The organism is Streptomyces sp. DH10, from assembly GCF_029813805.1.
Lineage (GTDB): Bacteria > Actinomycetota > Actinomycetes > Streptomycetales > Streptomycetaceae > Streptomyces > Streptomyces coeruleofuscus.
Map to the genome: position 1 here is coordinate 41,843 of NZ_JARVKU010000028.1, position 11,685 is coordinate 53,527.

An 11,685-nucleotide genomic window follows, 5' to 3' on the forward strand; every position below is an offset into this window, starting at 1 on the left:
CGGGGGCGGCCGGGCTACGGCTTGACGGACCGGTAGTAGCGCCGGGCGCCCTCGTGCAGCTTGAGCGGGTCCGTGTAGATCGCCGTGCGGACGTCGACCAGCTGGGCGGAGTGGACGGTCGAGCCGATGCCGTCCCGGCTGTCGATCACCGTACGGGTCAGCCACTCGGTGAGCCGGGGGTCCATGTCGTCGCGCGTGACCAGCACGTTGGACACCGCCAGGGTGGGGACCGGGTCGCCGCGCTGGATGGTGGGGTAGGCCGACTCGGGCATCTTGGTGGCGCGGTAGTAGCGCGTGGCACCGCCCTGGTCGTGCAGCTTGGCTACGAGGCCGACGTCGATCGGCACGAAGCGGAAGGCCGACGCCGACTTCTTCGCCAGCCGGCTGAGCCCGTCCGTGGGCAGTCCGCCCGACCAGAAGAACGCGTCGAGGCCGTGCCCCAGCCGTTTGGGCCCGGTGTCGATGCCGTCCGACGACGGCTTGATGTCCTTCTCCGGGTCGATGCCGGCCGCCCTGAGCACGCCGTTCGCGATCAGCCGTACGCCGGAGTTCGGCAGCCCTATGGCCACGCGCTTGCCGCGCAGGTCCGCGACGGAGCGGATGTCCGAGTCCGGCGGTACGACGAGCTGGGCGTAGTCGTCGTACAGGCGCGCGACACCGCGCAGCCGGTCGGCGCCCGTGCTGTTGTCGAGCTTGTACGTGGCGACCGCGTCGGCGGCGGCGATCGCGAAGTCGGCCTTGCCCGTCGCCACGTCCGCGACGTTCTCCTGCGAACCGGCACTGGTCAGCAGCCGCACCTTCAGATCGGGCATGTCCTTGTCGATCTCGGTGCGCAGGAGCTTGCCGTACTCGTGGTAGACCCCCGCCTGGGTGCCCGTGCTGAACCTGATCGTCCCGCTCGGAGGCTCCTCGGCCCAGGGGCGCAGCCACCACAGCAGCAGCCCGAGGACCACGAGGGAGGCGGCGCCGCCCTGAAGGGCCCGGCGCCTGCCGAGAGGGGGGAACGTCTTGGGCATGCGCGAGATCCTGCCAGCCGTGGTGCCCCGCTGACCAGGGGCGGGCTCACGGGGTGGGGTCAGACAGGGGGCAGGGGGAGCGTCAGTGGCGGCCACTACTGTCGCCCCCATGAGCTCGTCGCCCGCAGATCTGGTCCGTGAATTCCACCTCGCCTTCGGCCTGGACGCCCGCAGTACCCCGACGGAGGTGTCCCCGGAGCTCGCCGCCCACCGCGGTGAACTCCTCGCGGAGGAGGCCGCGGAGGTCGCCGAGGTGTCGGTGACGGGCCCGCTCGACCGGCTCGCCCACGAGCTCGCCGACGTCGTCTACGTCGCCTACGGCACCGCCCTCGTCCACGGCATCGACCTCGACGCGGTGCTGGCGGAGATCCACCGCTCCAACATGACCAAGATCGGCCCCGACGGTTCCGTCTCCCGCCGCGAGGACAAGAAGGTGCTCAAGGGGGAGCACTATGAGGCACCGGATGTGACCGGGGTGCTGCGGAAGCAGGGGTGGGAGCCGGGCGCGGGCGGCTGAGCCGCCCGCCCGGACCAACGCCGGCTCCTTTGTCCGCTGCTGACGGCCGTCAGGGCCGACGGCGGCTCCCCTGTTCTCTGCCCGGGCCCCCTCAGTCGGCCACCGGCGCGTCCGCCTCCTTGGCCCGGGGCGTCGTCTCCGCCGTGCCGCGGGGGGACTCGCGGCGTCGGCTCCACCAGGTCGCCACGGGCTCCGTATAGCGCGCGGTGAGGGGGCCCAGGACGACCAGGATGAGGACGTAGGCCGTGGCCAGGGGGCCGAGAGACGGTTCGATGCCCGCCGAGACCGCCAGACCGGCGATGACGATCGAGAACTCGCCACGGGCCACCAGCGCACCCCCCGCCCGCCAGCGGCCCTTGACGGAGATCCCGGCCCGCCGCGCCGCCCAGTAGCCGGTGGCGATCTTCGTCAGGGCGGTGACGACGGCCAGGCCCAGGGCGGGCAGCAGAACCGGCGGGATGCTGGTCGGGTCGGTGTGCAGTCCGAAGAAGACGAAGAAGACGGCCGCGAACAAGTCACGCAGGGGGCTGAGGAGCGTGTGCGCACCCTCCGCCACTTCTCCCGACAACGCGATGCCCACCAGGAAGGCCCCCACCGCCGCCGACACCTGGAGGTGCTGCGCCACCCCCGCGACCAGGATCGTCAGACCCAGCACGACCAGCAGCAGCTTCTCGGGATCGTCGCTGGAGACGAAGCGGGAGATGACCCTGCCGTAGCGCAGCGCCACGAACAGGACGAGGCCCGCCGCGCCCAGCGCGATCGCCAGGGTCAGACTGCCGGCCAGTAGCCCGGCTCCCGCCACCAAAGCGGTGACGATGGGCAGGTACACCGCCATCGCCAGATCCTCCAGCACGAGCACGCTGAGGATCACCGGCGTCTCCCGGTTGCCGACCCGGCCCAGATCGCCGAGGACCTTCGCGATCACTCCGGACGACGAGATCCAGGTGACACCGGCCAGGACGACGGCGGCCACCGGCCCCCAGCCGAGCAGCAGCGCCACCGCCGCCCCCGGCAGGGCGTTGAGCGCGCAGTCGACCAGACCGGACGGGTAGTGGGTCTTGAGGTTGGAGACCAGATCGCTCGCCGTGTACTCGAGACCCAGCATCAACAGCAGCAGGATGACGCCGATCTCGGCGCCCGTGGCGACGAACTCCTCGCTCGCGCCCAGCGGCAGCAGACCGCCCTCGCCGAAGGCCAGACCGGCCAGGAGGTACAGCGGTATCGGCGACAGCCGGAAGCGGCCGGCGAACCGGCCTAGCAGGCCGAGGCCGAGGATGATGGAACCGAACTCGATCAGGAGGACCGCGGAGTGCACCGGCTCACTCCCGACCGAGTATCGTCGCGGCGCCGTCGACGCCCTCACGGGTGCCGACGACGATCAGCGTGTCACCGCCCGCCAGCCGGAAGTCCGGCGCGGGTGAGGGGATGGCCTCGGCCCGGCGCAGCACCGCCACGACCGACGCCCCCGTGTCCGTCCGCATCCGCGTGTCACCCAGGACCCGCCCGTTCCAGTGCGAGGTCGCCGCCACCTCGATCCGCTCGGCGACCAGCCCCAGGTCCGTGGTGTACAGCAGACTCGGGCTGTGGTGGGACGGCTTCAGCGCGTCGATCAGCGAACCGGCCTCCGAGCTGGACAGTCGCAGGGAGTGCGCGCAGGAGTCGGGATCGTCGGCCCGGTACACGTTCACCGTGCGTGTGCCGTCGCGGTGCGCCACCACCGACAGATGGCGGTGTTCCCGGGTCTCCAGGTCGTACTGGACCCCGATGCCCGGCAGCGGCGTCGCCCTCAGGCGCGGAGCTGACACGTTTCTTCCCCTTGTTCGTCTGGCTCTGGTCGGTCTGGTGAACGGTGTCGATCGACGGACGGGTCAAGTCCGCATGCTGTCATCCAGCCGTACGGTGACGACATGGGTGTCGTGACGGATATACGCAGCGGCCGGTCGCCGGAGAGGGTGGAGGAGGCGGTGCCACACGCGAGGGCCGGGTCGGACGCGAAGGCCGGGTCGTACGAGAGGGCCGGCTCACACGCGAAAGGCGGGCCATACGCGAAAGGCGGAAGGAGCGGATCCAGGAACGTGTCGTTGTTCTGGCGGATCTTCTCGCTCAACGCGGCCGGCCTGGTCGTGGCCACCGCGTTGCTGCTCGGCCCGGTCACCGTGTCGACCCCCGTCCTGGCGGGCGAGGCGCTCGTCCTGCTCGGCGGCCTGGCGATGCTGCTCGCCGGCAACGCACTCGTGCTGCGCTTCGGCCTCGGGCCCCTGCAACGGCTGGACCGGGCCATGGCCACCGTGGACCTGCTGCGCCCGGGCTCCCGCCCGGTGGTCGCCGGACCCGCGGAGACGGCCGGGCTGATCACGACGTACAACGCGATGCTCGACCGGCTGAAGGCCGAGCGGGCGGCGGGCGCCGCCCGGGCGCTGTCCGCGCAGGAGAGCGAACGGCACCGGATCGCCCGGGAGCTCCACGACGAGGTCGGGCAGACCCTGACCGCCGTCCTCCTCCAGCTCAAGCGCGTCGCGGACCGGGCGCCCGAGGACCTGCGTGAGGAGGTCGGCCAGGCGCAGGAGGCGACGCGGGCCGGCCTGGACGAGATCCGCCGTATCGCCCGCCGGCTGCGCCCCGGCGTCCTGGAGGAACTCGGCCTGGCCAGCGCCCTGCGCTCACTGGCCGCCGAGTTCACGACCCACGGGCTGACCGTGCGCCACCACGTCACCGGCGACCTCCCCGCCCTGACCCCGGAATCGGAACTCGTCGTCTACCGAGTGGCCCAGGAAGGCCTCACCAACACCGCCCGGCACGCCGGTGCCGACCGTGCCGAACTCCGCCTCCGGCCGGTCCCCGGCGGCGTCGAACTCCTCGTACGCGACAACGGCACCGGCCCCGGCGACGCCCCGGAGGGCGCCGGCATCACCGGCATGCGGGAACGCGCCCTCCTGATCGGCGCCTCCCTCGCCCTCGAACCGGCCCCCGACCGGGGCACCGACATACGCCTGCGCGTACCGGTGCCGGAAGGAGCACGCTGATGTCCACACCCGTGACGCCGGGAAGCCCGCCGACCACCCCCCGGTCCCCGAACGCCCGGCCCCCGATCCGCGTCCTGCTCGCCGACGACCACACCCTCGTGCGCCGGGGCGTACGCCTCATCCTGGACGGGGAGCCCGACCTGACGGTCGTGGCCGAGGCCGGGGACGGGGCCGAAGCCGTCGCCCGCGCCCGGGAAACCGACGTCGACCTGGCCGTCCTGGACGTCGCCATGCCCCGGATGACCGGCCTCCAGGCGGCCCGCGAACTCTCCCGCCGGCTGCCCGCGCTGCACATCCTGATCCTGACGATGTACGACAACGAGGAGTACTTCTTCGAGGCGCTCAGGGCCGGAGCCAGCGGCTACGTCCTCAAGTCCGTCGCCGACCGCGACCTGGTCGAGGCGTGCCGGGCGGCCGTGCGCGACGAGCCGTTCATCTACCCGGGCGCCGAGCGGGCCCTCGTCCGCTCCTACCTGGAGCGGCTGCACCGGGGCGACGGCCTGCCGGAACGCGCCATCACAGAACGAGAGGAGGAGATCCTCAAGCTGGTCGCCGAGGGCCACACCTCCAAGGAGATCGGGGAGCTCCTCTTCATCAGCGCCAAGACGGTCGAACGCCACCGTGCCAACCTCCTCCAGAAGCTCGGCATGCGCGACCGTCTGGAGCTGACCAGGTACGCGATCCGCGCCGGTCTCATCGAGGCGTGAGCCCGGGCCCGGGTTGTCCACAGGCGGCCGAGCCACCTCCGGCGACCGCCTACCCTTGTCCCCATGAGCAGCATCGACCGGAGCCAGTCAGTGGGCGGCACGCGCACATATGAGGTACGCACCTACGGGTGCCAGATGAACGTCCACGACTCCGAGCGATTGGCCGGTCTGCTGGAGGACGCGGGCTACGTCCGCGCCCCCGAAGGCGCCGACGAGGCCGACGTCGTCGTCTTCAACACGTGCGCCGTGCGTGAGAACGCCGACAACAAGCTCTACGGCAACCTCGGTCACCTGGCGCCCAAGAAGGCCGCCCGCCCGGGCATGCAGATCGCGGTCGGCGGCTGTCTGGCACAGAAGGACCGCGACACCATCGTGAAGAAGGCGCCCTGGGTGGACGTCGTCTTCGGCACGCACAACATCGGCAAGCTGCCGGTCCTGCTGGAACGCGCGCGCGTCCAGGAGGAGGCGCAGGTCGAGATCGCCGAGTCGCTGGAGGCGTTCCCCTCGACGCTGCCGACGCGGCGCGAGAGCGCGTACGCGGCCTGGGTCTCCATCTCCGTCGGCTGCAACAACACCTGCACCTTCTGCATCGTCCCGGCCCTGCGCGGCAAGGAGAAGGACCGCCGCCCCGGCGACATCCTCGCCGAGATCGAGACCCTGGTCGCGGAGGGCGTCTCCGAGATCACGCTCCTCGGGCAGAACGTCAACGCGTACGGCTCCGACATCGGCGACCGCGAGGCCTTCAGCAAGCTGCTGCGCGCCTGCGGGAAGATCGAGGGCCTGGAGCGCGTCCGCTTCACCTCCCCGCACCCGCGCGACTTCACCGACGACGTCATCGCCGCCATGGCCGAGACGCCGAACGTGATGCCGCAGCTGCACATGCCGCTCCAGTCCGGCTCGGACACGGTCCTGAAGGCCATGCGCCGCTCCTACCGGCAGGAGCGCTACCTGGGGATCATCGAGAAGGTCCGCGCCGCCATCCCGCACGCGGCGATCAGCACCGACATCATCGTGGGCTTCCCCGGCGAGACCGACGAGGACTTCGAGCAGACGCTGCACGTGGTGCGCGAGGCCCGCTTCGCCCAGGCCTTCACCTTCCAGTACTCCAAGCGCCCGGGCACCCCGGCCGCCGAGATGGACGGCCAGATCCCCAAGAAGGTCGTCCAGGAGCGCTACGAGCGTCTCGTCGCCCTCCAGGAGGAGATCTCCTGGGAGGAGAACAAGAAGCAGGTCGGCCGCACGCTGGAGCTGATGGTCGCCGAGGGCGAGGGCCGCAAGGACGACGCGACGCACCGCCTGTCCGGCCGCGCCCCCGACAACCGCCTCGTCCACTTCACCAAGCCGGACCAGGAGGTCCGCCCCGGCGACGTGGTCACGGTCGAGATCACCTACGCCGCCCCGCACCACCTCCTCGCCGAGGGCCCCGTGCTGGACGTGCGCCGCACGCGCGCGGGCGACGCCTGGGAGAAGCGCAACGCGGAGAAGGAGGGCCAGCCGGGCCAATCGGCCGGCGTGCTCCTGGGCCTGCCGACGATCGGTGTCCCCGAGCCGCTCCCGGTGGCGGCGAGCGGCTGCGGCCGCGACTGAGCCGAGCAGCTGAGCCGAGCAACTGGGCCGGGCCGCTGGGCCGCGCTCCGGTCGCCGCCGGACCTGAGTGAGGCCGCGGCCTGACCTGACCGCGCCTGGGCCCGGCTGCGGTCGGTTCCGGCCGTGGCTTGTTCTGAAGGGCTCGCGGGTTACCCTGCCGATCATGCTTGTCGCCGCCGCTGTCTGCCCCTGCCCGCCCCTGCTGGTGCCCGGCGTCGCCGCGGGCGCCGCTCCGGAGCTGGACGCCGCGCGGGCCGCCTGCACGGACGCGCTGGGCGTGCTCGCCGCCGCCCGGCCCGGCCGGCTCGTGGTCGTCGGGCCGGTGGAGAGCACCGGACCCGAGACGTATCCGGAGGGCGCGCGGGGCTCGTTCCGGGGCTTCGGCGTCGATCTCGACGTACGGCTGGGGCAGGGCGACGAGGGGCCGTCCGCGGAACAGGGCGACGAGGGTTCGTCCGCGGAACAGCGGCTGCCGTACTCGCTGGCGGTGGCCGCCTGGCTGCTGGAGCGGACGGGCTGGTCCGACGCCCCCGTCGAGGGACTCGGCGTGGGGGACCGGCTCGCGCCCGAGCGGTGTGCCCGGATCGGGCGAGACCTCGCCACACGGGCCGAGCGGGTCGCGCTGTTGGTGATGGGTGACGCCAGCGCGTGCCGGACGCTCAAGGCCCCGGGCTATCTGGACGAACGGGCGGCACCCTTCGACGCGGAGGTCGCACGCGCGCTCGGCACGGCGGACATGGCCGCGCTCACGACGCTGGGCACAGGGCTGGCGCGTGAACTGAAGGCCTCCGGCCGGGCCCCCTGGCAGGTCCTGGCGGGCGCGGCCGAGGGCGCGGACCTCGGTGGATCACTGCTGTACGAGGACGCGCCGTACGGGGTGGGATACATCGTGGCCACCTGGTCGTAGACCCGGCGGCAGGGCGGCCCCGGCGGCGCGTACGAGAACGGCGTGGCGGCGGGCACGGAAAACGGCGGCGCGTACGGGAAACGGCAGCGGGCACGGGAAACGGCGGACGGCCGGGAGCCCTAGTGCTCCGCGGCCGTCCGCCGATGTGCCCTTCGGTGTGCCGATGTGTGTTCAGGACCTGCTGCGTCGATGTGCGCTCAGGAAGTGGGCGGTGGTGCGTCCGGCGGCGGAGTGCCTCCGGCGTCCCGAGGCGGTGCCGTACGGCCCGTGTCCGGCGGCATGGTGCCGCCCGGGCCCGGCGGCGGTGTCGTGCCACCCGCAGTCGGCGGCGGTGTCGTGCCACCCGCAGTCGGCGGTGGTGTCGTGCCGCCCGCGGCCGGTCCGCTGTCGCCCTTGTGCGCGAGTCGGTCCATGGCACCCTTGGCCTTGCCCGTGCCCGACTGGATCCTGTCGCTGTACTTGCCCTTGGTCCTCTTGTCGACGATGTGCGCGGCCTTGTCGAGGCCGTGCTGGATCTTGTCCTCGTGCCGCTGCGCGAGGTCCGAGACCTTGCCCTTGGCCGGGCCCAGCTTGGCTTTCACATTGTCCAGGAGACCCATGGTTCACCTTCCCTCGCGCGGGGCGGTCACGCGCGGGCGCCCTCGCCGGCCTCGTTGTCGGCGGCCTTGTCGGTGGACTGCTGCTTCGGGATGTCGACGCCCTCGGTCTCGGTGACCTCGGCCGCCTCAGTCGCCGGCTCGGCCGCTTCCGCTGCCCCCTCAGCCCCCTTCGCCGCCTCAGCCCCTGCAGTTTCCTCCGCCTCGGTCCCGGCCGTCGCCTTGTCGGCCTGAGCCTCGGCAGGCGTCTCCTCCGTAGCCTTGGACCGCCGGAGAAGTCGTGCAAAAACGCCCATATCCACTCCATACGTTACTCGTGCGGGCGAAATCCCGCGTCGCCCGGTGCGTCCGTTTGCGCGACCCGGGCCACCGCCTCTGCGATCCGGCGGCAGGAACCTCGCAACGGGCAACGACCCCGCGGCCGTGGCGTCACGTAACTCGTTCGAGAGCAGGGTTCGAGGTTTGCGAGACTGGGTCGGTGAGCAGTGCACCCCCCGCCCCCCGCGTCATCGCCGTCGTCGGACCAACCGCGGCCGGAAAGTCCGATCTGGGCGTCTTCCTGGCCCAGCGTCTCGGTGGTGAGGTCGTCAACGCCGACTCCATGCAGCTCTACCGAGGGATGGACATCGGCACCGCCAAGCTGACGCCCGAGGAGCGCGGCGGCGTTCCCCATCACCTCCTGGACATCTGGGACGTGACCGTCACGGCGTCCGTCGCCGAGTACCAGCGCCTGGCCCGCGAGCGGATCGACGCCCTGCTCGCCGAGGGCCGCTGGCCGATCCTGGTCGGCGGCTCCGGACTGTATGTGCGCGGGGCCGTCGACAACCTGGAGTTCCCCGGCACCGACCCCGAGGTCCGCGCCCGGCTGGAGGAGGAGCTGACGCTGCGCGGCTCCGGTGCGCTGCACGCCCGTCTGGCCGCCGCCGACCCCCAGGCCGCGCGGGCGATCCTGCCGAGCAACGGCCGCCGGGTCGTCCGGGCCCTGGAGGTGATCGAGATCACCGGCAGGCCCTTCACCGCCAACCTCCCCGGCCACGACTCCGTGTACGACACGATCCAGATCGGTGTCGACGTGCCCCGGCCCGGACTGGACGAGCGCATCGCGCGCCGGGTGGACCGGATGTGGGACGCCGGCCTCGTGGACGAGGTGCGCGCACTGGAGGCGCGGGGGTTGCGTGAGGGGCGTACCGCCTCGCGCGCGCTCGGCTACCAGCAGGTGCTCGCGGCGCTCGCCGGGGAGTGCACCCTGGAGGACGCGCGGGCTGAGACCGTACGTGCCACCAAGCGCTTCGCGCGCCGTCAGGATTCGTGGTTCAGGCGCGATCCCCGGGTGCACTGGTTGAGTGGGGCTGCGGCCGATCTCTCAGAACTTCCGCAGCTCGCGCTGTCTTTGGTCGAACGACCGGTTACAGCCTGATCACGTCATGGCATCGGGACGCCCAGGCCGTCATCCGGGCCTGCGGCGGCGTGCCATCATCAAGCTTCGATCGACCGAGTTGAGTCCTAGTTGGGAGGGCGCGTGGCGATGGAGGCCGGCCCTCGCGACACCGCACAAGGCACCGATCACATCACCGCCGACCGGGATGTGCCGGAGCGCCGGGACGACCCGGAGCTCGGGGACGGACCGGAGCTCGGGGACGGACCGGACCAGGAATCGGACCGTCTCAGCGCCGACGGGCCCGACGAGACGCAGGGTGTGACGGACGACGGCCCCGAGCCCGAGGAGATGTTCGCGGGCGAGGTCGAGGTCGAACTGCGCCCGCAGCGCCGGCTGCGCATCTGGCAGCTCGCGCCCATCGTGAGCCTGGCCGCGCTCGGCTCCCTGATGTTCGCGTTCCCGCTCGCCTTCGACTTCGGCGACAGCGGAGCCGTGATCGCCATGCTCGGGCTGCTGATCTGCTCGTGCGCGGCCGGCTGGGGCATGATGGCCGCCCGCCGCGTGGGCCACACCTGGCCGGGCCTGCCGGCCAAGGGCTCGGGCCGCAAACGCGACTGGCGGGTCGTCCTCGCGTACTCGGTGATGGTGGCCGCGGTGGTCGTACTCGCGGTCTGGCGGGTAGCACGGCTCCGTTGAAGTGCGCCGCATAGGGGCACGGGGCTGTGTCGACATGTTGCTCCGCCGCGTGGGCGCGACAAGCCACGATGCACCCGCACGGAATCACGGCCCGATACCCCCTGGCACCCTCCTTCGGCTGGACCCGCGGAGCGCCCCGTACGATCGAGGAATGAGCACGCGGATCCCCTTCCTCAAGGGCCACGGCACCGAGAACGACTTCGTGATCGTCCCGGACCCCGAGAACGCCGTCGACCTGCCCCCGGCCGCCGTCGCAGCCCTCTGCGACCGCCGCGCGGGCATCGGCGGTGACGGACTGCTGCACGTGGTGCGGTCCGCGGCGCATCCCGAGGCGAAGGGCATGGCGGCTGAGGCGGAGTGGTTCATGGACTACCGCAACGGCGACGGCTCGATCGCGGAGATGTGCGGCAACGGCGTGCGGGTGTTCGCGCGCTACCTCCAGCGCGCCGGGCACGTCACCGAAGGGGACCTCGCGGTCGCCACGCGCGGGGGCGTGAAGACCGTGCACATCGCCAAGGACGGCGACGTCACCGTCGGTATGGGCAAGGCGGTGCTGCCCGAGGGCGACGTCACGGTCAGCGTCGGCGAGCGCAGCTGGCCCGCGCGGAACGTGAACATGGGCAATCCGCACGCGGTCGCCTTCGTGGACGACCTGTCCCACGCCGGTGACCTGCTCTCCCCGCCGCCCTTCAGCCCGGCCGCCGCCTACCCGGACGGTGTGAACGTCGAGTTCGTGGTCGACCGCGGTCCCGGGCACGTCGCGCTGCGCGTGCACGAGCGCGGCGCCGGGGAGACCCGCTCGTGCGGCACGGGCGCGTGCGCGGTCGCCGTCGCCGCCGCCCGGCGCGACGGCGCCGACCCGACGGCCACCGGTACCCCGGCGACGTACACCGTGGACGTACCCGGTGGCACCCTGGTGATCACCGAGCGGCCCGACGGCGAGATCGAGATGACGGGCCCTGCGGTGATCGTCGCCGAGGGCGAGATCGACGCGGACTGGCTGGACACCGCCACGCGCGCGTGAGGCAGGCGCCGACCGTCCTGGAAGTGCCGCGAGCTGTCGGACCCTCGACCCGAAACCGCCGTACGGATCCGGCCACTTGGCGGGAACGGAGCCGTCATGGTCACGATGCACAGGGGTACAAACCTCACATTCGTCCCTCGAATGGGTGATCAGTTTCACGCTCGGCGAGAGGCGGTCAGCCAGGCATGGTGGGGTCGGTAGCATCAAGCACCGGCCCGGACGGGGGACGAAGCC

At 72.1% G+C, this 11,685-nt stretch carries 13 protein-coding genes; 8 read left to right on the forward strand and 5 right to left on the reverse strand.

Annotated elements, in window-relative coordinates; all coding sequences use genetic code 11:
- Positions 1-14: 14 nt before the first annotated feature.
- Positions 15-1,016, reverse strand: coding sequence for a TAXI family TRAP transporter solute-binding subunit (locus tag QC385_RS38320; RefSeq protein WP_279546016.1), 1,002 nt, complete (start codon positions 1,014-1,016; stop codon positions 15-17).
- Positions 1,017-1,125: 109 nt separating this feature from the next.
- On the opposite strand from QC385_RS38320, the gene QC385_RS38325 reads away from it, so the two are divergent.
- Positions 1,126-1,533, forward strand: coding sequence for a MazG nucleotide pyrophosphohydrolase domain-containing protein (locus tag QC385_RS38325; RefSeq protein ID WP_279546017.1), 408 nt, complete (start codon positions 1,126-1,128; stop codon positions 1,531-1,533).
- A 91-nt stretch (positions 1,534-1,624) separates the two neighbouring features.
- Here the strand turns inward: QC385_RS38325 and QC385_RS38330 are convergent, their stop codons facing one another.
- Both QC385_RS38330 and QC385_RS38335 read right to left on the reverse strand, forming a co-directional pair.
- Positions 1,625-2,848, reverse strand: a complete 1,224-nt coding sequence (locus QC385_RS38330; RefSeq protein ID WP_279546018.1) for a cation:proton antiporter — start codon at positions 2,846-2,848, stop codon at positions 1,625-1,627.
- A 4-nt stretch (positions 2,849-2,852) separates the two neighbouring features.
- A complete protein-coding gene (locus tag QC385_RS38335) occupies positions 2,853-3,338 on the reverse strand; it encodes a cation:proton antiporter regulatory subunit (RefSeq protein ID WP_279546019.1) in 486 nt (161 codons plus the stop codon).
- A gap of 270 nt (positions 3,339-3,608) precedes the next feature.
- On the opposite strand from QC385_RS38335, the gene QC385_RS38340 reads away from it, so the two are divergent.
- The 4 genes from QC385_RS38340 to QC385_RS38355 all read left to right on the forward strand — a co-directional run bounded on the left by QC385_RS38340 (position 3,609) and on the right by QC385_RS38355 (position 7,757).
- The gene (locus QC385_RS38340) at positions 3,609-4,556 is read left to right on the forward strand and encodes a sensor histidine kinase (protein WP_443033095.1); all 948 of its coding nucleotides are present in this window, start codon (positions 3,609-3,611) and stop codon (positions 4,554-4,556) included.
- Positions 4,556-5,263, forward strand: coding sequence for a response regulator transcription factor (locus QC385_RS38345; protein ID WP_279546021.1), 708 nt, complete (start codon positions 4,556-4,558; stop codon positions 5,261-5,263). Before QC385_RS38340 ends, QC385_RS38345 begins: the two co-directional genes overlap by 1 nt.
- Before the next feature lie 63 nt (positions 5,264-5,326).
- On the forward strand, positions 5,327-6,850 hold the full coding sequence (gene miaB, locus QC385_RS38350) for a tRNA (N6-isopentenyl adenosine(37)-C2)-methylthiotransferase MiaB (protein WP_279546022.1): 1,524 nt from the start codon (positions 5,327-5,329) through the stop codon (positions 6,848-6,850).
- A gap of 163 nt (positions 6,851-7,013) precedes the next feature.
- Positions 7,014-7,757 (forward strand): class III extradiol dioxygenase subunit B-like domain-containing protein, encoded by a 744-nt coding sequence (locus QC385_RS38355; RefSeq protein WP_279546023.1) that lies wholly within the window; start codon positions 7,014-7,016, stop codon positions 7,755-7,757.
- 197 nt (positions 7,758-7,954) lie between these two features.
- On the opposite strand, the gene QC385_RS38360 is transcribed toward QC385_RS38355, so the two are convergent.
- Together QC385_RS38360 and QC385_RS38365 are read right to left on the reverse strand one after the other, a co-directional pair.
- Entirely contained in the window at positions 7,955-8,356 is a 402-nt protein-coding gene (locus QC385_RS38360) for an antitoxin (RefSeq protein ID WP_279546024.1), read from the reverse strand.
- A gap of 26 nt (positions 8,357-8,382) precedes the next feature.
- Positions 8,383-8,649 carry a hypothetical protein gene (locus QC385_RS38365; protein WP_279546025.1) on the reverse strand — a complete coding sequence of 89 codons (267 nt, stop codon included), beginning with the start codon at positions 8,647-8,649 and terminating at the stop codon, positions 8,383-8,385.
- 182 nt (positions 8,650-8,831) lie between these two features.
- Between QC385_RS38365 and miaA the strand changes: the two genes are divergently transcribed.
- The 3 genes from miaA (at position 8,832) to dapF (ending at position 11,451) form a co-directional block, all read left to right on the forward strand.
- Complete coding sequence (gene miaA, locus QC385_RS38370) at positions 8,832-9,770, forward strand: tRNA (adenosine(37)-N6)-dimethylallyltransferase MiaA (RefSeq protein ID WP_279546027.1); 939 nt, start codon at positions 8,832-8,834, stop codon at positions 9,768-9,770.
- A gap of 108 nt (positions 9,771-9,878) precedes the next feature.
- The gene (locus QC385_RS38375) at positions 9,879-10,427 is read left to right on the forward strand and encodes a hypothetical protein (RefSeq protein WP_279546060.1); all 549 of its coding nucleotides are present in this window, start codon (positions 9,879-9,881) and stop codon (positions 10,425-10,427) included.
- 151 nt (positions 10,428-10,578) lie between these two features.
- Positions 10,579-11,451, forward strand: coding sequence for a diaminopimelate epimerase (gene dapF / locus QC385_RS38380; protein WP_279546028.1), 873 nt, complete (start codon positions 10,579-10,581; stop codon positions 11,449-11,451).
- Positions 11,452-11,685 lie beyond the last annotated feature (234 nt).